This window comes from Streptococcus oralis, from assembly GCF_016028255.1.
Lineage (GTDB): Bacteria > Bacillota > Bacilli > Lactobacillales > Streptococcaceae > Streptococcus > Streptococcus oralis_AC.
Genome location: NZ_CP065707.1, coordinates 73071 through 95786 on the forward strand (window position 1 = coordinate 73071; position 22716 = coordinate 95786).

10 protein-coding genes are annotated in these 22716 nt (G+C 39.7%); 2 read left to right on the plus strand and 8 right to left on the minus strand.

Annotated elements, in window-relative coordinates; translation table 11 throughout:
- The first annotated feature begins 9 nt into the window (after window positions 1-9).
- Window positions 10-972: a glycosyltransferase family 2 protein gene (locus I6G42_RS00375; RefSeq protein WP_004243870.1), complete on the plus strand. Its 963-nt coding sequence runs from the start codon at window positions 10-12 to the stop codon at window positions 970-972.
- Window positions 973-1180: 208 nt separating this feature from the next.
- On the opposite strand, the gene I6G42_RS00380 is transcribed toward I6G42_RS00375, so the two are convergent.
- Window positions 1181-4225: a hypothetical protein gene (locus I6G42_RS00380; RefSeq protein ID WP_038804554.1), complete on the minus strand. Its 3045-nt coding sequence runs from the start codon at window positions 4223-4225 to the stop codon at window positions 1181-1183.
- Between the two features lie 94 nt (window positions 4226-4319).
- Here I6G42_RS00380 and I6G42_RS00385 point away from each other — a divergent pair, with 94 nt between their 5' ends.
- A complete protein-coding gene (locus I6G42_RS00385; protein ID WP_038804555.1) occupies window positions 4320-5219 on the plus strand; it encodes a tyrosine-type recombinase/integrase in 900 nt (299 codons plus the stop codon).
- Window positions 5220-5789: 570 nt separating this feature from the next.
- Here the strand turns inward: I6G42_RS00385 and I6G42_RS00390 are convergent.
- From I6G42_RS00390 to I6G42_RS00420, 7 genes are all read right to left on the minus strand, one after another.
- Window positions 5790-6200 (minus strand): hypothetical protein, encoded by a 411-nt coding sequence (locus tag I6G42_RS00390; protein WP_001019659.1) that lies wholly within the window; start codon window positions 6198-6200, stop codon window positions 5790-5792.
- A gap of 21 nt (window positions 6201-6221) precedes the next feature.
- Complete coding sequence (locus I6G42_RS00395; protein ID WP_232234401.1) at window positions 6222-11069, minus strand: RHS repeat-associated core domain-containing protein; 4848 nt, start codon at window positions 11067-11069, stop codon at window positions 6222-6224.
- Between the two features lie 158 nt (window positions 11070-11227).
- Complete coding sequence (locus tag I6G42_RS00400; protein WP_001095475.1) at window positions 11228-11833, minus strand: immunity 26/phosphotriesterase HocA family protein; 606 nt, start codon at window positions 11831-11833, stop codon at window positions 11228-11230.
- 2 nt (window positions 11834-11835) lie between these two features.
- Window positions 11836-16182, minus strand: coding sequence for an RHS repeat-associated core domain-containing protein (locus I6G42_RS09985; protein ID WP_232234402.1), 4347 nt, complete (start codon window positions 16180-16182; stop codon window positions 11836-11838).
- Complete coding sequence (locus I6G42_RS09990; protein WP_232234403.1) at window positions 16179-21302, minus strand: DNRLRE domain-containing protein; 5124 nt, start codon at window positions 21300-21302, stop codon at window positions 16179-16181. The genes I6G42_RS09985 and I6G42_RS09990 overlap by 4 nt, the downstream gene beginning before the upstream one ends.
- Window positions 21280-21909, minus strand: coding sequence for a hypothetical protein (locus I6G42_RS00415; protein WP_000590655.1), 630 nt, complete (start codon window positions 21907-21909; stop codon window positions 21280-21282). The genes I6G42_RS09990 and I6G42_RS00415 overlap by 23 nt, the downstream gene beginning before the upstream one ends.
- Window positions 21906-22604: a class B sortase gene (locus tag I6G42_RS00420; protein WP_000698673.1), complete on the minus strand. Its 699-nt coding sequence runs from the start codon at window positions 22602-22604 to the stop codon at window positions 21906-21908. Before I6G42_RS00420 ends, I6G42_RS00415 begins: the two co-directional genes overlap by 4 nt.
- Between the last annotated feature and the right edge of the window lie 112 nt (window positions 22605-22716).

The window sequence follows — 22716 nt, forward strand, 5'->3', positions numbered from 1 at the left end:
GAGAAAGTTATGGATATTACAATTATTATTCCAATGAAAGATACCGAAGATCAAATAATGAAATGTTTAGATTCTATCAAAATCAATACGCTTTCTAGGGATAGGTATGAAGTCATCATTATTGACGATGCATCAAAGCAACCTTCAGAATTTTTATCAGAAAAATATGATATTCATTATTTTTATTCTAAGAAAAGTTTAGGAGCAGGGGGAGCCCGAAATTTAGGAATAAGGATGGCTCGTGGGAAATACATATGCTTTATAGATAGTGATGACTGGATTTCCTACGATTATTTAGAAAAAGGTCTAACGTATATGGAGCAATGTGCATCTGAAATTGGAATGTTTACTTTAAAACGTGAATACGACGACATAAAGGATATAATCTACAAGTGTAAGTATAATACTTTGCTACAATTAGGGCCTGAAGAGAGTATAAAGGTAATGGCAAAAGAGTATAACTTTGATGTAAACATAGTTCCATCAACAACTAATAAAATCTACCTACGTCAATTTTTAATTGACAATAATATATTTTTTCCTGAGAATCGTAAATTTGAAGATTTACTATTCAGTATTAAGACGATGCTTGTAGCCTCTAAATTAATTTGTATTCCTGATGCAACTTACTTTCATTATCGGCGTAAGGGGTCAATTGTCCAATCTTTTGAACACAAAAATAGCGAAGATATGTTATTCATTTTGAAAGAAATTAAAGTGTATTTAGAAAACAATAATTGTTTTGAAATTTATAAGAAAAGCTTCTATCTTTTTTGTGAACATTTTATGAACTTAATCATTAGACAAATTAATGAATTTTGTAGTGATGAAAATATTAAAAAAGCTGAAATGACTTTTATTGTTAAAAATTTATTACAGCAAATTAACTTAGATGAGTATCTTGCCTCTATTTCAGCAGAAAAACTTAGAATGCATATTCAACCTTACATCATTGATACAAATATACTATAAACATAAATTGTTCTACATGTTCTATTAAATTAATCCTAATATCAGGAAAGTATTTTGTAAATATATTGTAATTTTTGTATTTAAAAATTGAAATGATAAAATCTGTTTATTTAGGTATATTAAAAATTATCAATGACTACGCTAGAATAGGTATACGGAGTATTCGAACGTAATCACTTTACTTTACTGTATTAATAATTAGACTCCCTTACCATATTGAACGAGGATCAAAATAAAACGTATTATCTTTCAGCTCACCTCCTAAATAAAATTCAACATGAGCTGGTGAACAACTTAATTTAAGATTGTGTAAATTAATATTTTTATAATGATTAGGAAGAGGGGAACTATCAATTAATCTCAATTTGTTTTCAATTTCTAGATATTGATTATTTGGGACTAATTCTAAATAATTAAATATGTTAGCAAAAAATAGTTTTTGACGAGCTCTGTAGGGACGTTTCCCCGAATCGTAGACTTCTTTGATTAAGTTCTTAAGAGTTGTTTGATCATCTAAAATGATAGCTCCGGCTACCAATCCAAGAATATACTTTTTATAGTCGTTAAGGTAGTCCTTTTTTAAGATACTAACTTTCTGTAGGATAATTAAGAACTGTTCTTGCTTAGGATTCTCTAAAAATTTTATAAATAATTTCTCTATTTCTAAAAAATAATTATATTTATCAATTGAAATAGGTTCAATTTTAAATAAAATTTCTTTGGCAAGTGTTATATTACTTGAATAAAAGATTCTCGCAAGGCGTTGGGTATAAATTTTTCCATATTCATCTATTTTTGAATAGTTCATAAATTCTTCTAAGAGCTTACAATCTAGTAATAAAGTGTTCTCTGTTTTAATCAGAGCCTCCAAAAATTTTTGGTTAGATTTAATTGTCTGAACTTGATCATGATTTACATTACGATAGGATAGCAAATTATGGAACTTCTTGCTATGTTTTCGAAATTGTTCTAAGCGATAGTTTTCATAATCACTATTGATTATTTCATAGACTACATTTAATATAATATTTAAAAAAATTTCAGATTCACTATTATAGTTTAATTTTTCATCAAGTATATTGAAAAGTTTTAAAAATTCTGCATATCCACTACTATCTTGTCCAACATTTGCATTAGCCATTGCAAAAAAATAGTGCAGTAAATAATAATCATTTTGAAATCTATAGAACAACCTCAAGTAGTTGTCTCCTCCTTTAAATTTGCGAAGGAGATAGTAAATTGAATGGTATTCTTGATGAGAAAAATATTGTTGAAGCGTAGCAATTGCTTTTTGACTTTTTTCTCTATTCTTATCTATAAATAAGGAGACAAATATTTCCTGGAGAGGATGATTGAAATTTATATTTTCAGAGATAAATAATTCATTCCCATTGTCTATAATCCAGTTCAAGAACTCCTCTAATAAATTAGAAGAGAATGGCACTAGTTGTTGGTTGATGTCAAAACCTAGAAAATTTTTTTCCAATAAAGATATTGTTGCTTCGCTATATATTTGAATATCATTTGGTGGGAGACTATAGTTCAAGAAAACAGACTTTACTACTTCAAGTTCCTCTTTGCTTAAATCTTCAAAACTTTTAATATTCTCGTTGCTACTGAAATGAATTAATAGTTTAGCGGGTTCGAGTTTTAAGATAGGAAAAGTATTTAAGTCCTGTAATTGTTTTATATTCTTAATGGATTCTTTTAATGGTTCATAGATTGGGTTTATCCCGTCCAGGGATAATACTTCTGATATGTGAATGACATCTTTTGGAAAAGTTAATGGATTTGTTGAAGTAACGACAAAGAAAATATTGTAATCTTCATTATAGCAAGCTTGAATTATATGTTCAAAAAATTCTTTGTATTCGTTTGATAAAAATTGAAAGTTTTCTACAATAACTAATTTAAAGAATTGAGTTTCCTTAAATTGCTGAAAAAAGTCCGTTAGAATGTCTAATTGAAAATATCTAAAAAGTGCTTCGTAATTTTTAGCTTGATACTGTTGTATAAATGATTTTAAGGAACTACTGAGAGGAGTTGGATAATCTTCTTTGATGACCAGATCGTGTAGCAACGGAAACAAAATAAAATGCACTAGCTGAACTAAATTTTCCAAATTGTAGACATCATCCGATGAAAATGATATAAATATTTTGGGGAATTGCTGAATAGTAGGTGATGAAAAATAATTTTTGACTAGATAGCTTTTTCCATATTTATAGGGAGAAATAATTGAAAAAATCTGAGTAGTTTTAGTATGATTCCTAGTTGTTTTACAATACTCTTCCAATTTCTGTCTGACATTCTCTTGTGATTTTATATAAATAGGTTTCATAACAGTATTTTTTATTAAAGTAAAATGCTTAGGACTAAGAATTGAAATTTTGGTATTATTAGATTTCTTACATAAATCGAAAAAATGATAGATAGAATAACTGTCTTGATTTTTTTCGTAAATAAAAGAATTATTCTGGCTACCATTGGGTGAAGCATCATACCTATCGTCAGGAACTATTTGAAATTCTATTTGAATATGATTTTCACCAGCATTTACTGGAATCTCCTTAAGAGAAGATGTATTAACAATTCTCCAGGGATATTTTCCTATATTGTTAGGTAAAATTTCTATTATGTCATCATTGTAAGAAAAAAATGAAAAGGACAATCGATAGCCTGTATTGTACGACAGGTAATCTACTGAAAAATTGGGGTTTCGAATGGCATAGGAATTTATCGTGGTCACTTCAACAAATCTAGTTGAAGTAGTTTCAATTTCTGATATATCAATATCTTTTTCTGAGATATTGGAAGAAAAAAATTCTTTGATATATTTGGGATTTCGTTTTAACCAACTTTCTAGATTTGTTTTAGTTATAAAATGTACAACCGCTTCGGGAGAAATTTCGGTAATTGCAGTTTTTATATTAATAATATTCTCAGTAGAAATATTCGAATTAGTAACAAAGAAATATTTTTTAACATTTTTTTGTAAGATAGAAGTGACAATAGTCGCATCAAGACGATACCGAGATAGTTTTTCTTTGTAGGTATATTTTGCTTCCATCCACCATCTAATAAATTGGCCGTCTTCTATAAAAAAGATGACCTGCGCATCTCTATTTCCATCACGAGTTTCTTTTGTTGGGGACCAATTTCTCTCACTGGGATAAGCTTTTTCAACATATTTTAATGCTAATACTTCAAATGTTTTATCATTTTTGGGTTTTAGATATTGCCAAATATTCAATTTTATAAATCTCCTAATGATAACTATTTATTATCACTATACAAAGCATCAAAATAAGTTTATAATAGCATGATTATTGATAAAGGAGTTATTCATGGATTATAAACTTATTTCTACTTTTTTAGACTACTGCAAAACTCATAAACGCTTGAGTTTACATACGATTCGAGCTTATAAAAATGATCTTTTGCAGTTTTACAATTCAAATTACACCAGTGTGGAAACATATGTTGAACATTTGACGAAATCCAATATTAAATCTAGTACATTACGTCGTAAAATTGCTAGTTTGAAAGTGTTTTACAGCTATTTAAAGTATCATAATTTAATTGATGAGAATCCTTTTAATCAATTACGTTTTCAATTTAGAACGGAAAAAATATTACCTAAAACGATTCCCTATGATATTTTAAAAAGTATTTTTTCACATCTAGAACAGAAAGTTACCTATTCAAAAACTAAATATCAAAAACAAAAAACTGAAAGAAATTTGCTAATCATTTCTCTATTGCTTTCAACTGGTATCAGGATTTCCGAACTTTGTCATATTCATCTCAAAAATATTAATCTTTCAAATAGGACTCTTCATATTATGGGAAAAGGCAAAAAAGAACGTATCCTATTTCTAGGAGATCAAATAACATTTAGCTTACTAGAAACATATATAAATAACTACTGCTTTCAACCCAGTGACTACCTATTCCCTGGAAAATATTCTCTCAAACCATTGTCCGAGCAAAGTATACGTTTAATTCTAAATAATCTTGTTGAACAACACAACTTAACTACACCTATTACCCCCCATATGTTTAGACATAGTTTCGCAACAATGCTTCTAGATAGTGATGTTGATATCCGATACATTCAACAAATTCTTGGACATAGTTCTATCTCAGTCACACAAATCTATACTCATGTATCCCAATCAAAGCAAAAAGAAATTCTAACTCTGTGTAATCCCATCGCTTTGATTCATTCACAGTCCAAAAAATAGGGCTACCTTCATGGAGGTAACCCTATTTTAGTGTCATCTTTTTAAAGATCTTCTCTAGTAATTAAATTTTAACGAAGATAACGATAATATTACGCGCACTAATCATGACTTATTTATACTTTAATCTCCATTATTGTATCTCATACAAATACCCTTAATTTATCTTACTTCCTTTTCGACTTGTATGACTACTATTTAAACTCAGGTCGTAACCAAAAAGGCTGTATTTTCCCCTGATTATCAATCTTAGCAATAGTATCTTTTAAAAACTCTACAGAATCAAAAACTTCTGTGTGTTCACGATTGACATCATTGACATAGTTGCGTTCCTCCCGATACGGTCATATTTTCCACTTGACCCAGAGTATCGTAGGTATAGGTATGGACTAGGGTTTCGCCATCCTGCTGGATGGTTTCCTTGGCGATATGGGCTTATACTGCTTGTCTACTGTGAGGCTAGTATAAAATAAACTAGGGGAAAATTTCCCCTAGTTAGAAATTGAACTAAGTCACAAATTGTCTTTGTGAAAGTAATTTATAATTTCCAATCATCTAAATTCAACACTTTACTCACTCTAAAGTTTCATTATCCTGCCAAAAGAAATGAGCACCCTTTAAATCAAGATGTTCTATCTGAATGTCACGACAAACAATTATTATATCCGTAATACCTAGATCAATTCTGCACTCAACAAAATTTTTATTTTGAGCATACTGAAGCAACGTGAAATTTTGTGCGGAATAACCGAGTTGAGTCTTTTTCAAACTTTTCACATCATAATCACGCCAATTCTTCCATAAAGCATCTGTTGTATACTCTACTTTACCACATAAAAGGAAGGTTACGCGCCAATATTTTTTTTGATTATCCTCATACTCAATAATAGTTTCATCGCCAAAAAATGACACATAAAAATTGTAAATAGATGCGTCCCAATAATCTGTTAAATCTAATTCTTTTTGTTTTTGTTCAATATTCATATCTCTATTTTGTAATATCCATTAATACTTATCCCATGGAATATGGGCATCTGGACTTTTTCTGTTAACAATATTACCGTTTATATCTAAAGGTTTTCCATTTTCATCATAAATGTGCATATGATTATAGTCAGTTATGCGGTCAGGTGCATCTATTCTGATTTTATAGTTCCCTTTGCTATTTTTTATATGAACACGTCCATTATGCTCATTGAATGTCCAGCCTTCTGGCAGTCTTCCTTTTAGCTCCTGTATATTTAGGTCAACTATCTCTTTTGGAGATAATTTATCTAATTTAGGAGGATTAAAAAGCTTACCAGCATCGGACGCCTTGTCTACCGCTCTTGTAGCTTTCAAAGCATCATTAGCTTTATCAGCTACCTTCGCAACTTTTGATGCATCATTGACTGCATCTACGGCATCGAGTGCTTTTTCAAGTTTCCTTAATTTGCCAGCCTTAGCTATAGGATAGAAATTACTTGCAATATCAACAGTTAGCTCTGCAGCTGCTACCCAACGATTTGCGTCTTCGCCCGTTAGTAGATCTTTCCCTGTAATTAAACGTTCTCCATTATTCCAGCCTATAAATTCAGCTGCTATAGTTGGAAGTGTAGCTTTATTTTCTTGGTTAAACTTCGCAAATTTTACATTAGATGCATAGGCATTTTCCTCAGGAGTCATTGGGGGAGCCTTTAGATACTCCTCTAATGTCATCCTATCAATCCGTTCTTTCTGATCCAATCTGAGTCCATGTCTTGCCGCATCTTCATACTTTCTAAAATCTGCGACAGATGGGACTTTAGTTTCTCCCTTATCGGAGGCACCGATTGTTTTTGGATTACATACATGCTTCAATGTATTCTGTAAAGCCGTATTCCAGTTACGATACAGATTGAGACCTTCTCGGATGGTTGGGGAAGAGCTCAAGCCTGTGGCTAGGGCATAGGCAGACCGAACCACTTGTTGGCGCTTGGCCTCTATCTGAGCTACTGTTTGCTGGTATTTCGTTTGAGCATAATTGACTGCACTATTGTAGGCCGTTTGAACCTTATTCCACTGTCTGCCAACCCAATTCGATACACGGTTGTATTGGGTGCTGATCCAGTTGGTTGCGTGGTTGAAAGCACTCTTAGTCGCATTCCAAGCCTCGGAGGCGAAGCTCTTCACACTATTCCAGGTGTTTGAGGCCGCTCTTTTTACTGTATTCCAGGTATTAGATACGACTCGTTTAACACCATTCCAAGCATTAGATGCTGTCTTTTTAACATAATTCCAGCCTTTTTTGATACTGTTCCAGAAGTGCCCACTCGGGTCGGTATAGTTAACGGAGTTGTTCTGCACATAGCTGTAGCGGTTCTGGCCGAGAGGATCCGTCGCCTCACCTGGGTAGCTATCCTCGCTTAAGAAAGTACCTCCCTGAATATCATAATACCTTGCTCGTAAATAGTCAAGTCCAGTATCGTCGCGGGATTCACCGTTATAGGCAAATGGATTGCCTGTTGTATCTGTGCTTGTCTTTCTTGCGCCATAGAGATGATAACTAGTTGAGGCGACGGCTTGTCCATCCTTGGTCAAGCCTGTCACAGAGCCTGATTGGTTGGTCAAGTAGTTGTAGCTGTCACCTGTTTGGTTGTTGAGGTAGCTAGCTCGACCTTTGCCATAACTATAGGTCTCTCGTGCCTTGCCATCATGGTCATAGGTTTCAAGGACTTCTGTATGTTCACGATTGACATCGTTGACATAGTTGCGTTCCTCGTAGTAGTTGTAGGTCTCCTCTCGTGTGGTGTAAGGGATGAGGACATCCTGAACCTGACTGGTATAGGTCACTTCTCCCTGACCCGGTAAGTTCCCGAGTTCTGGTGGGTTGACCACGATCCCCTCCTTGGTCGCTCGATCCTTAGCCACCTTCTGGTGGTAGGCTGTCGACACATCGTCAAAGATGCTGTGCCAGATGCTTCCTATTGTCTGTGGTAAAGCAGACAGGGCTTGGAGGACATTCTGACTAAAGCCATACCAGAAGAGGGAGTGTTGCTCCCCACTTGGGGCTGTGTATGGTGACTTACGACCGGACTTGATATCCTTTGGCTTGCGTTGGAAGAGCTGGTAGGTGTTCTTGCCTTCCTTGCGACTGGCAGTGAAGACACGGTTATCATCCCCATCATAAAGCGCAGCCATGAGCAGGCCTTTCTTGTCCTTGATCGCAAGCAAGCGGTTCTCTGTGTCATAGATATAGTCTAGCTTTTCTGAGTTCTTCTCAGAAGCGATGCGATTGCTATTCTTGTCGTAGGTATAGGTGATGGTACCATCTGGCCCTTCCAGTTTGGTCAAGCGGTTATGGTCATCGTAGGTAAAGCGTGTCTGGCTCTCCTTGCCATCGACTGTCTCGGTGCTGGTCAGTTTATTGCCGGCTAGATCGTAGGTATAGGAGAGTTTAGAGAGTTCCTTACCAGCTCCATCCGATACGGTCATGTTTTCCACTTGACCCAGAGTATCGTAAGTGTAGGTATGGACTAGGGTTTCGCCATCTTGCTGGATGGTTTCTTTGGAGATATAGCCTCCATCATCATACTCATAACCGTAGCTGGAGATGAGTTTGTCCTGCTTGTCCATGTGACGAAGTTCGGTGAGGCGGTGAGCCTTATCATAGGCCAAGAAGCTCTTGGTTCCATCTCCCCGAACAACCTCCGTCAGATCTCCTGCTTGGTTGTAGCTATAGCTGGTCTTTTGTCCCTTGACATCTGTCACAGAGGTCAGGCGGTCCAGTTCATCGTAAGTGTAAGAGACTGTACTACCATCTGGGTAAATCATCTTCGAGATATTACCATAGGCATCATACTCGTACTGGATCAAGCTCCCATCTCCCTGACGAACACCCGTGATTTCGCCTTCTTCGTTGGTCGCGTACTGACTGGTTCCTGTCAGGTCACTCATAGACACCCGACGGCCATCCGCATCATAGGTATAGAGGACTTGACCATCTTGCTTTTCAGAGTACTCCACCTTGAGCAATTGATCCAGCTTGTTGTAGTCGTAGCTGATGGTTTTCCCATCGGACTTGGTTACTTTTTCGAGCTGGTTATTGACATTGTAGGTATAGGTTTCCTTATCTCCGAGACTGGTCAAGCGCTCCACTAGATTGGAAAGTTGGTCATAGCTGTAGCTTGTGACCTTGCCATTTCCATTCGTGACCGAAGTGACATTGCCCACACTGTCGTAGGTATAGCTAGAGGTAGAAGCCTTCTCTCCACTTCCTTGCGTCGCTGTAAGCAACTGATCCTTTAGGTCATAGGTGTAGGTCTTGACACGCTTGCTTCCGGATGTGACACTGGTGAGGTTGCCATTGGCATCATAGGTCATGCTTGCGACGCCACCAGCCTCATCTGTGATCTTCGTGAGATGGTTATCGTGGTCATAGCGATACTTAGTCCACTGGCCTGCCGCATCACTTTCTGAGGTGAGGCGATTGAGGCTATCATAGGTTCTCTTAGTTACTTGACCGAGAGGATTCGTCTCCTCAAGGAGATTGCCATTCGGGTCATAGGTATAGGTCGTTTCGCGCTTACCATTGATAGTTCGTTTGGTCACCTGACCGACGGGGTCATAGCTTGATTCCACCGTTCGACCAGTTGGCGTTTTGATTGTTTTTAGTTGATCAAGGGTCGTATAGTCAAAGGTGGTTGTAGCACCGGATGGCTTGGTCAGTTTGGTTAGATTCCCCGCTTCATCGTAGCTATACTTGGTTTCAAGGTCAAGGGCGTTCTTAGCCGTTAGGAGACGGCCAACCTTGTCATAGCTATAGTGATTGCTTCGGTCGGATTGGTCTGTCTCTTGCACCAAGTTTCCAGATACATCATAGCTATAGGTTTTTGATAGCCCCTGTGGACCTGTTTGCTTGGTGAGACGGCCCAAGGCGTCATAGGCATAGGTGTAAGCTGCCTCATTTGGCAGAGTGCGTTTGGTTACACGACCATAAAGGTCATTGACATAGTTGGTACTATGACCGTTGGCATCGGTTTCTTTTGCCAAGCTACCTGTAGCATCATAGGCGTACTGAGTCACTCCACCTGTTGGGCGTTTCTTACTGCTGACACGGTTCATACTGTCATAGCTGTAGGTCGTTGTATGACCTTCACCACTGGTTTCACTCAAGCGATTTCCCAAAGCATCATAGCTGAAACTTTGCTTGCTTCCTGTCGGAGCTACTGTTTCAATGATTCGTCCTAATGGGTCGTACTTAAAGGCTGTCGCATGACCATTTGGATCCGTATAGAGTACCAATTTCTTATTGGCATCATAACCATAGCTACTTGAATGGCCATTGGCATCGGTCATTTTAGATAGGTTGCCAAGGACATCATATTCATAAGTAGAGGTATTGCCATCGGCATCCGACTCTGTCACCACTCTGTTGAGAGCATCGTAGCTATACTTGGTTTCACGTTTCAGATGATCGACAGTCTTGAGCAGATTGCCATTTTGATCATAGTGATAGGTCTTGGTCTTTCCTTCTTGGTCAGTTGAACTTGCGACATTGCCCATGACATCATAGGTGAAGATTTCGCTGGTCTTATCTGCGTAGACCACCTTAGTCAGTTGGTTGTCACTATTATAGCTGTATTGGGTAACCTCACCCAAGCTGTTTGTTAAAGTGAGACGATTTCCTGCCTTATCATAGGTGTAGGTCTCATTGAGATCCTGATTATCTTTTTTGTTCACTACACGGTTGGCGGCATCGTAGCTGTACTCTGTTACCAAACCACTAGAATGCGTCTGCTTGATGAGACGATCAAGGGCATCGTATTCTTGCTTTACGGTGGTTCCGTCTGGAAGAGTCACTTCTTCCAGTTGAGCCGTTGAGGTATAGGTCATCTTAGTGACATTGCCATTGGCATCGGTGACCTGAATCGGATAGCCCAGTTCATTATAGGTGTACTGAGTCTTGCCACTATTATAGTTGATAGTGATAGTATAAAACTCTCGATGAAAGATTTCTTCGAGAGTTTTAGATTATTATAGCAAAGTTCAAGCTACTCAGTTTCTTCTAATAAAGAGGGATTAATAATTAATTCTTCTTCAATTTCCAATCCTATTCCACTGATAGTTGTTATTCCATGCATCCCTAATAATTTAGGCTCTTTATCCAATAATTCTCCAGTCTCTTTACAGAAAAAGTTACCTTTAAAATGAATACTATAGAATCCAAAATCCAGCTTTTTCTCTTCCTCTGTTAAGGGAATATTAGCGATAGTATGAAAATATCCTTTTTTCCAATATTCATCACCTACAATAGCAGGTGGAATTAACAAGTTAGAATAATCTGGCATGTATTTATCAATATTTTTTTCATGAGTATTTCCTTTAAAGATAAATACAACATGTTTCCCTTCCACAAAAGAATCCGGAACTTTTCTAACTATATTAGAAATCAGAACTTTACCATAAAAGTAGATTCCCTCCCTAGGAGACACAAGAAATACATCTCCCACTTTTGGAATTGACCTACTTTTTTTAATCACTTTTAGTTGATGAGTAGCTGCCTTTGTATCATAAAAGTTATCTAACTCCTTCTGAATTTCTAAATTTAAACTCTCAAAACGTTCTTTTCTTCTTAAAGCTATTAGATTTGTATTCATTATTAATTTCCTCCATTAAGATATTTTTCTGCCCATTTCATCGCCTCATCATACATTTTATTTTTAGGGCTAATACTATTAATTTTATTCAATTGATTCGCATGGCCGTTTTCAATGAGATACTGCTCCACAGCCCTAGCCTGGTTTCTTGTCAAATCACTATATTGTTCATTGAGTTTTACAAAATTCTTACCTTGACGATTATGTTGAGACAATCTTGATTCTAAATCTTGTTTTGTTATTCCTGTATAAACAGCATCCCTCTCTTTACCATAGATTCCATAATAAACACTATTATTAGACGAACCTTTATTTAGCCAATTATTAAAATGATTATCTTTAGAGGTTACTAAATTGACTTTAGGCTTCTCCGCAAACATTTGGAGATTATCTAAGGTCATAGGCAAAAGATTTCCTGACGCTTTATCCACTGCCTTCGTAGCTTTCGAAGCATCATTGACCTTATCTAGTGCTTTTAAGCCTTTACCAGCTAATTTCCCGCCCTTGGCAACTTTACTAATTCCAAAAGAGGCTAAATCAGCTGCTAACCATCCTGCTGCTTCTAAGCGACTGGCATTCTCACCTGTTTCAGGATCCTTCCCTGTAGTTAGACGGTATGTATCGTTGACAGAGAAAAACTCTCCGATTATATACGGTATTTTTTTTAAGCCATCTACTGTATTTTGCCAAAAGCGTCTATTCCCTGCCTCTATCTCTTCTTTTGTACGTGTATCTGTTCCTATGCCTGATGTACCATCATAGCTTCTCGACAAGGTTGCAATCGCAGACATATCGCCAGAGTTGGCTTTTTTGATGAGCCGCTGCAATTCACTAGCCGTCAGCTTTTTCTTGCTGGCATCATCTTGAGCCTTAGTCGTTTTTGGATTACATACATGCTTCAATGTGTTCAGTAAAGACGTATTCCAGTTACGAAGTAAATTTAGACCTTCTCGAATTATCGGCAAGGACTGTAGTCCTGTCGCCAAGCCATATTCATAGCGAATCTGTTGACGACGACGTTGTTCAGCTTGGGCTCTTGCACGTGCTGCTTGTTGTTGGGTATAAGCGTAAGAACTTTGTCCTCCGTAACTTCCACCTTGGTAGGTTGCCACATTAGGACCAAAAGCTTGATAATAACTTTCTGGTGCTCGGAAGTTTCGATCGGTTTTAATGCGATGATCCGTGTATTCACGTAATGACACTGCACGGCCTAAAGAATCTTGTTCAACAATACTCCGTTGGTAGAAACGTTGTTGGCGCGTATTGATACGACGAGGGCGACTTGGTTCACTACCATCAACCGCCCAGACCATTCTATGCCCACTCGGGTCTGTATAGTTGACGGGGTTGTTCTGCACATAGCTATAGCGGTTCTGGCTGAGAGGATCCGTCGCCTCACCTGGGTAACTATCCTCGCTTAAGAAAGTACCTCCCTGACTATCATAATACCTTGCTCGTAAATAGTCAAGTCCAGTATCGTCGCGGGATTCACCGTTATAGGCAAATGGATTGCCTGTTGTATCTGTGCTTGTCTTTCTTGCCCCATAGAGATGATAGCTAGTTGAGGCGACGGCTTGTCCATCCTTGGTCAAGCCTGTCACAGAGCCTGATTGGTTGGTCAAGTAGTTGTAGCTGTCACCTGTTTGGTTGTTGAGGTAGCTAGCTCGACCTTTGCCATAACTATAGGTCTCTCGTGCCTTGCCATCATGGTCATAGGTTTCAAGGACTTCTGTATGTTCACGATTGACATCGTTGACATAGTTGCGTTCCTCGTAGTAGTTGTAGGTCTCCTCTCGTGTGGTGTAAGGGATGAGGACATCCTGAACCTGACTGGTATAGGTCACTTCTCCCTGACCCGGTAAGTTCCCGAGTTCTGGTGGGTTGACCACGATCCCCTCCTTGGTCGCTCGATCCTTAGCCACCTTCTGGTGGTAGGCTGTCGACACATCGTCAAAGATGCTGTGCCAGATGCTTCCTATTGTCTGTGGTAAAGCAGACAGGGCTTGGAGGACATTCTGACTAAAGCCATACCAGAAGAGGGAGTGTTGCTCCCCACTTGGGGCTGTGTATGGTGACTTACGACCGGACTTGATATCCTTTGGCTTGCGTTGGAAGAGCTGGTAGGTGTTCTTGCCTTCCTTGCGACTGGCAGTGAAGACACGGTTATCATCCCCATCATAAAGCGCAGCCATGAGCAGGCCTTTCTTGTCCTTGATCGCAAGCAAGCGGTTCTCTGTGTCATAGATATAGTCTAGCTTTTCTGAGTTCTTCTCAGAAGCGATGCGATTGCTATTCTTGTCGTAGGTATAGGTGATGGTACCATCTGGCCCTTCCAGTTTGGTCAAGCGGTTATGGTCATCGTAGGTAAAGCGTGTCTGGCTCTCCTTGCCATCGACTGTCTCGGTGCTGGTCAGTTTATTGCCGGCTAGATCGTAGGTATAGGAGAGTTTAGAGAGTTCCTTACCAGCTCCATCCGATACGGTCATGTTTTCCACTTGACCCAGAGTATCGTAAGTGTAGGTATGGACTAGGGTTTCGCCATCTTGCTGGATGGTTTCTTTGGAGATATAGCCTCCATCATCATACTCATAACCGTAGCTGGAGATGAGTTTGTCCTGCTTGTCCATGTGACGAAGTTCGGTGAGGCGGTGAGCCTTATCATAGGCCAAGAAGCTCTTGGTTCCATCTCCCCGAACAACCTCCGTCAGATCTCCTGCTTGGTTGTAGCTATAGCTGGTCTTTTGTCCCTTGACATCTGTCACAGAGGTCAGGCGGTCCAGTTCATCGTAAGTGTAAGAGACTGTACTACCATCTGGGTAAATCATCTTCGAGATATTACCATAGGCATCATACTCGTACTGGATCAAGCTCCCATCTCCCTGACGAACACCCGTGATTTCGCCTTCTTCGTTGGTCGCGTACTGACTGGTTCCTGTCAGGTCACTCATAGACACCCGACGGCCATCCGCATCATAGGTATAGAGGACTTGACCATCTTGCTTTTCAGAGTACTCCACCTTGAGCAATTGATCCAGCTTGTTGTAGTCGTAGCTGATGGTTTTCCCATCGGACTTGGTTACTTTTTCGAGCTGGTTATTGACATTGTAGGTATAGGTTTCCTTATCTCCGAGACTGGTCAAGCGCTCCACTAGATTGGAAAGTTGGTCATAGCTGTAGCTTGTGACCTTGCCATTTCCATTCGTGACCGAAGTGACATTGCCCACACTGTCGTAGGTATAGCTAGAGGTAGAAGCCTTCTCTCCACTTCCTTGCGTCGCTGTAAGCAACTGATCCTTTAGGTCATAGGTGTAGGTCTTGACACGCTTGCTTCCGGATGTGACACTGGTGAGGTTGCCATTGGCATCATAGGTCATGCTTGCGACGCCACCAGCCTCATCTGTGATCTTCGTGAGATGGTTATCGTGGTCATAGCGATACTTAGTCCACTGGCCTGCCGCATCACTTTCTGAGGTGAGGCGATTGAGGCTATCATAGGTTCTCTTAGTTACTTGACCGAGAGGATTCGTCTCCTCAAGGAGATTGCCATTCGGGTCATAGGTATAGGTCGTTTCGCGCTTACCATTGATAGTTCGTTTGGTCACCTGACCGACGGGGTCATAGCTTGATTCCACCGTTCGACCAGTTGGCGTTTTGATTGTTTTTAGTTGATCAAGGGTCGTATAGTCAAAGGTGGTTGTAGCACCGGATGGCTTGGTCAGTTTGGTTAGATTCCCCGCTTCATCGTAGCTATACTTGGTTTCAAGGTCAAGGGCGTTCTTAGCCGTTAGGAGACGGCCAACCTTGTCATAGCTATAGTGATTGCTTCGGTCGGATTGGTCTGTCTCTTGCACCAAGTTTCCAGATACATCATAGCTATAGGTTTTTGATAGCCCCTGTGGACCTGTTTGCTTGGTGAGACGGCCCAAGGCGTCATAGGCATAGGTGTAAGCTGCCTCATTTGGCAGAGTGCGTTTGGTTACACGACCATAAAGGTCATTGACATAGTTGGTACTATGACCGTTGGCATCGGTTTCTTTTGCCAAGCTACCTGTAGCATCATAGGCGTACTGAGTCACTCCACCTGTTGGGCGTTTCTTACTGCTGACACGGTTCATACTGTCATAGCTGTAGGTCGTTGTATGACCTTCACCACTGGTTTCACTCAAGCGATTTCCCAAAGCATCATAGCTGAAACTTTGCTTGCTTCCTGTCGGAGCTACTGTTTCAATGATTCGTCCTAATGGGTCGTACTTAAAGGCTGTCGCATGACCATTTGGATCCGTATAGAGTACCAATTTCTTATTGGCATCATAACCATAGCTACTTGAATGGCCATTGGCATCGGTCATTTAGATAGGTTGCCAAGGACATCATATTCATAAGTAGAGGTATTGCCATCGGCATCCGACTCTGTCACCACTCTGTTGAGAGCATCGTAGCTATACTTGGTTTCACGTTTCAGATGATCGACAGTCTTGAGCAGATTGCCATTTTGATCATAGTGATAGGTCTTGGTCTTTCCTTCTTGGTCAGTTGAACTTGCGACATTGCCCATGACATCATAGGTGAAGATTTCGCTGGTCTTATCTGCGTAGACCACCTTAGTCAGTTGGTTGTCACTATTATAGCTGTATTGGGTAACCTCACCCAAGCTGTTTGTTAAAGTGAGACGATTTCCTGCCTTATCATAGGTGTAGGTCTCATTGAGATCCTGATTATCTTTTTTGTTCACTACACGGTTGGCGGCATCGTAGCTGTACTCTGTTACCAAACCACTAGAATGCGTCTGCTTGATGAGACGATCAAGGGCATCGTATTCTTGCTTTACGGTGGTTCCGTCTGGAAGAGTCACTTCTTCCAGTTGAGCCGTTGAGGTATAGGTCATCTTAGTGACATTGCCATTGGCATCGGTGACCTGAATCGGATAGCCCAGTTCATTATAGGTGTACTGAGTCTTGCCGCCCAAGGCATCTGTCAACTCTGTCAACTGTTCCATCTGGTTATAGGCCATCGTAGTTTTATTGCCTAAACCATCTGTAATACTGGAAACTTGATTTTGACCTGTATAGGTCGTGCTAGCAGTATAGCCTGCAGCATCTGTTAGGCTATTTTGATTGCCATTGGCATCATAGGTCATGCTGGTGCGGTGACCCAAGGCATTGGTTGTTGCGATCAGGCGCCCTGCCTTGCTGTATTCATAAGTCGTTTCTTTTCCAAGGGCATCTGTCATGGACAGGATATTCCCCATCGCATCCAACACATATGAAACACTGCTACCATCTGGGTAGGTAATACCAGTAACATTCCCCGCTGCATCATAGGTATAGCTGGTAGTCTTTTTCCCTTTGGTTTCACTAAGTTTATTTCCAACACTGTCATAAGTGTAGGTCACTGTCTGACCTGCTTCATCGGTGTAAGAGAGCACTCGGCCCATGATATCATAAGTAGTCTCAGCTTTTGTACCAATTGGGTAAGAGACCGCGGTTAGTTTGCCTGCAGCATCATAAGTGTTTTGAGTAACTTGCCCCAGAGCATCTGTGATGGTTTTAACGGCATTATTTCTATCATCATAAGTCAAGCTACTGCTATTACCTGCTTCATTGGTTCGAGTGACAATTCGACCCAGTGCATCACGAGTAACGGTAGTCGTTTGACCTGAAGCATTGCTTTCTGTTAGGAAACGACCCTTGCTATCATATGTATAGCTAGTAGTGTGTCCTTCTCCATCGGTAACGGAAAGCTGATTCCCAACACCATCATAAGTGTAGCTATAGTTCCCTCCTTCTCCATTCGAAGCACCGATTTTACGACCGAAACCATCATAGGTGAAGGTAGTCGTGTTACCATTACCTTCTGTCACAGCTGTCACTTGACCTGCCTTGTCAAAAGTATGGCTCGTCCCAACACCATCAGCATCTTTTTCACTCAGCTTGCGACCTTCAGCATCATAGGTAAAGGTCTTTGCCCCACCGAGAGGATTCGTAATGCTGGTGACTTGATTGTGTGCATTGTAGGTAAAGGTTGATACGCCTCCCAAAGGATTGGTAAGACTTACCAAATTCGCACCTTGATAGGCAAAGGAGGTTGTATGACCAGCCGCATCTGTCGTAGATAAGATGCGCCCTTGCTGATCGACAGTATAAGTAATCTTAGAGCCATCTGGTAATGTCGTCTGGATTAGATTGCCATTGGCATCATAGCTATGAGCTGTTGATGCACCACTAAAGTCAGTGAGAGACAGAAGATGGTTCTTCTCATCATAGCTAGAAGTTTTTACTGCACCGTCAAAACGCGTTTCTGTCAAGGTATTACCATTGCTGTCATAAGTGTAGCGAGTCGTTTGACCTGCTTCATTCGTCACACTTGACAGACGGTTGTTGTCATCATACGTTTTTGAGATACTAGTTCCATCAGCATAGCGAATGCCCGTTGTACGATATTGCTCATCGTAAGTATATACGGTTTGATTGCCATTTCCATCGGTAGTGATTGTCTGACCTTCACTATAAGAGAGAGTTGAAACAGCGCCTGCACCATCTGTTTGCTTGGTGACACGATTTTCCTCATCGTACTCGTTTTGGATAACCTTGGTGCCATTTCCATCGTACCAAGCTGTCATACGTCCCTTATCGTCATATTCATAACGAGTAGGAACTCCTGTCGCATCCGTATAGGTGATCAAATGACCATTCGTGTCATATTCATAGGTCAAAGTCGAGCCATTTGGGATTTGAATCGCACCAATATAGCCCTCTGAGTTATAGGTGATACTATAAATCAAGCCTGTAGGAGATGTAATCTTGGTCAGCTGGTAATTTTCATTATAATCAAAGCTTGTTTTGTTACCTTTTTCATCCGTCTGACTCGTTAAGAGGCCGTGATAGTTAAAGATTTTCTCTTGATGATTGTGATCAACAACTCGGTATTCCTTAACATCATAGTCTTCTTTTTCGTCTCCGCCAAAGTCGCCTTTCTTCGTTTCAACTGTTTTTACTTCGAGAGTGAGGTCATAACCGCTTGGAGCACGATAGTTATCACCATCTTTCGTAAACTTAAGAATAGACCCGTCTGTACGAGTATAGTAAAGATTTTGATCTTCATCGCTCGATAACTGCTCATTAAAGGCAAATGACCAACCACGACCAAAGAGACTATTGATCCCTGCTACTTTAGAGTTATAGGCGCGAGTAATTTCAAACTTTCCGTCAACATCTGTGATAGAAACATCTGTTCGATCTAGGTAGAAATTCCCCGTGTTTAGATTGATTGGCTCAAATCCAAACTCACAGTGAAGACCGCGTCCCATTAAAAGTCTGTCTATTTCTGCCTTGGTATTAGATGTCAGGGCTGGTGGATTATAAGGTTTATCAGTATTCTTTCTTGGATTGCGAATAAAAAGGGTATTATTTTGTACAACCATCATATCCTGGATACGATTATCGTAAGCAAGTTGATTCAGTGGTACTCCATAGTAAGCCGCAATCTTTGGAAGGGTATCAAACTGGGTAACTTTGTAAATCAAAAAAGTATCACTTGATTTTTTACCGCTGGTTTGACCATCCTTTTTACTCTCTGCGTCAATCGTATAAACCTTGTTTAGTTCAGGTTCTGTGAAAGGCACCTGAGTCTGCCAGTTTGAGAGCTTGTCTTTATATTTAGTTGTTCCTTTTTCAAAGGCTGCATCAAAGGAACTACTATCAGGGTATTTGTAAGAAAAACTTGCAGAACTTTGACCCTTGTAGTCTTTAGCAGTGTCACTAAGATTATAATCAACCTGAGCACCCGGTGTTGTCAGACCATCCGCAAAGACTCCCTGAAATTGCAGTTTTCCTTTCTTATCTGTCTTCACCATGGTCCGAAGATTGATGGTAGTGTTCCCAATTGGATAATTGACATCAACCGGATCTGGAACAGACCAATTAATCGTCAAACTCGGAGCCTTGTCTGGGGTAAACCCAATCTGTCCTGCATTATCTGCAGTAGCTTCAGTTGTATAGAAGGCACCACCGTCTGAGCCTTCGTCGGTTGCGGCTACAACTAAACCATAGTTTGGCTCCAAACCTTGAACCCATGCATTTACAGTCTCGCGGATATCAAAGTTGTGCATCCCAATCTTCTTACCACTGGTCGCATTTTTTCCTGCGATTTCCATATCAAGACCCACAGAAGTATCCCATGTAAGGGTATTGATATCAAAATCTTGCTTCAAGCGATAAGCCGCAAACTGGGTTGATTGAGAATCTGGAGCAGTGTATTCATAGATATTTAAACTCGCACTATCGATACGCGCTTCTTTAGGAATACTCTTTTGAAAATCGTAGTTAATCTTAAAGTACATCCTTGCGCGACCGATATCACGAACACCTGGAATACCAGCCATCCCCATCATCTCAGCTGTCATATACCCAACATATCCATAGGCATAACCTTGGTACTGACCATGTACGGATGAAGTCACAACATCAAGGATTTTTTCTCTTGGAACCGTTACAGTCGGGTCGATCCGAACAGGATACTTACGGTCTGAAGCAGACAACCACTCTTTACTAGCTGTTACGGTAACTTCATGTCGCCCATCCCCTTTTTTCAATCCAAGGGTTATGACATTACTAGTAGCACCGGCACTGTCCACCATCATTGGGGCAGTTAGTACAAAGAGGAGCTTCGTTTTGCCCTTTTCACGAACAAGGATTTGATTGTCTTTCAAAGAAACATCATACTTAGATGCATCTAAACCGTAAGTAAAGGAGTTCTTTCCGCCCCACTCTGCTAGGATAATCTCTTCTTTTACCCCATTAGGCTGTACCGTATATTGTACATCTGTTTTGCCATCAACATTATTGTATAGGATGGCATTCTTTTCTACAGTTGCCTGATCATACGTTTTATCAAGCGGATACAGGGAAATTTTGTCATCCTTATGTGTAATATCAATAGGGGTTTCTTCTTTGACTTCGCTCGGAAGAACTACGCCTACTGGAGATTCTTTAGGTAGATAATAGTGTTTCCCATTGGCATGATAAGAATAGAGAGATAAGTCAACAGGAACTTCTACCCCTTCTTGATCAGTATAGGTTTTAATATCACTCCCAATATGCGTCACAAAGTGAGTCTCATCCACCCGAAACAGTTGTTCTTGCCCACTAACCGCTACTGGTTCTCCATATTGTTTCTTTAGTTCTGCCTCTGCCTTACTCTCTTCGTTGACCACCTTTGGTTGTTGTAGGGCATCTCCACCATCCTTTGCTGGTTTTGAGGCGTCAGCACTCGTCGAATGTTCCGTATTCGCATTTTCAGAACCTACAGTCTGGTCACTCGCCTCTGTAACAGCTTTTTTATACGCGACCTCCGCCTGACCTTGCTTAATTGCATGGCTTATTTCTTCCGCATAAATAAGCGGGGTATTAGAAATAAATAAACTCAGCAATAATAACCACTGTATGGTCTTACGAAGTCTTTTCATCATCATTCTCCTTTGTAAGATAAATAAAATAATAAAGTGTAAAAATTAAAATAAGAGCATCACCGATGGATAAAACGAAGGAACCTAGTATTGGGAACCATACAGCGATAGCTAAACAAAAGGCAACAAGAAGCATGGATACCAGAACAGGTAGGCGCATTTGATCTACCCTATTTTTAATTGGTAAAGCTTTGTAAATACTAACTAGGCTATAGGATAAGATTACTTTAAGAAAAGTTTGTATAATTGTAGTAAAAGCCCAGATAGTAATCTTGACATGATCATACTCCAAGCTCGTATTATCGTATAAAACTTGACCCAAGCCTCCGATGAGGATGCCACATAAAATCGCACTAAACAAGTAAATCAGAATGGTGTAATTTAAGCGTTGATCTGATCGGTACTGCTTATAAAACCAAATCGTTATTGGAAAAATAAGAACTGTTCCTATCATTAAAAATAGCAGACTGAGTAAGGTCAGAATGAGCGATAAACCTTCCTCGACTACCGCAGGGGAAATCACACCTGTAAATAGAAGGCGTTGCCCCACTCCTAAAAACAGTAGGCCAGTAGCTAGTCTCCAAAACCTTGAGAATCTTAATATTTTTATCATGTACTTGTCCTTTCTTTGACACTTTTTAAACGAGCAGTAACCACAAATCGTTGATCATTTCCAGCAACATCACAGGTTGATAAGATTAAAAACCGATCTTTTTTAGGGTCAGTGGCTATCTGGCGATAGAATCCCCCATAGTCTGATGTTCTTGTCTGTAATGTATCTAAATAATATCTGAGGCCTTCTCGACTTCCTAATTCGAACGTATGAAAAAGATGATCATCGGTATAAGAATGGGCTGCCAGCACCTCATATTCAAAATGCTGAGTCAACGTATCAATTTTGATGCTCTCATGCTCGTTAAAAAAAGCTGGCTTCGCAAAATAATCTAAAGATCCGAACATAGAATCATCTAGCATAGCATGTCCATAGATAATAGTGACAGGATCTTCAAATGTTTTTTTGTTGACCAGCTCTGTGAATATGGCTCCATAATAAGTCTCTTCACCATCTATATTGTGAGATAGGTAATAGGTATCATCCCTTGAATGTTGAGCGACTGGATAGTCAATTCGAGTCCCTTCGACTGTTAACCAAGCAAAGACATCTGGATTCTGATGAAACCTCGTCTCTACTGCATTTTGGGAACGCTGCTCCACAGCGTTCTGTTCGAATCCATCCAAGATCTTTAGACCTAGAAATAAAACTGTAGTCATTGCAATTAATGACAAACTAAACCTTAAAATTTTCATGTAATCTCTCCCACATTACCATTATATCAGACCCTTATCTCCCTTGTAAATACACTATCCTTTGAAAATTATGCTCTTATTAAAGTATTTTGATAACCATATACATGTATAT

What these genes read in the sequence shown, in the direction of transcription:
- I6G42_RS00375 (WP_004243870.1), top strand. Translation starts at nt 10, where the DNA reads ATGGATATTACAATTATTATTCCAATGAAAGATACCGAAGATCAAATA.
- I6G42_RS00385 (WP_038804555.1), top strand. Translation starts at nt 4,320, where the DNA reads ATGGATTATAAACTTATTTCTACTTTTTTAGACTACTGCAAAACTCAT.
- I6G42_RS00390 (WP_001019659.1), bottom strand. Translation starts at nt 6,200, where the DNA reads ATGAATATTGAACAAAAACAAAAAGAATTAGATTTAACAGATTATTGG.
- I6G42_RS00395 (WP_232234401.1), bottom strand. Translation starts at nt 11,069, where the DNA reads ATGACCTATACCTCAACGGCTCAACTGGAAGAAGTGACTCTTCCAGAC.
- I6G42_RS00400 (WP_001095475.1), bottom strand. Translation starts at nt 11,833, where the DNA reads ATGAATACAAATCTAATAGCTTTAAGAAGAAAAGAACGTTTTGAGAGT.
- I6G42_RS09985 (WP_232234402.1), bottom strand. Translation starts at nt 16,182, where the DNA reads ATGACCGATGCCAATGGCCATTCAAGTAGCTATGGTTATGATGCCAAT.
- I6G42_RS09990 (WP_232234403.1), bottom strand. Translation starts at nt 21,302, where the DNA reads ATGATGATGAAAAGACTTCGTAAGACCATACAGTGGTTATTATTGCTG.
- I6G42_RS00415 (WP_000590655.1), bottom strand. Translation starts at nt 21,909, where the DNA reads ATGATAAAAATATTAAGATTCTCAAGGTTTTGGAGACTAGCTACTGGC.
- I6G42_RS00420 (WP_000698673.1), bottom strand. Translation starts at nt 22,604, where the DNA reads ATGAAAATTTTAAGGTTTAGTTTGTCATTAATTGCAATGACTACAGTT.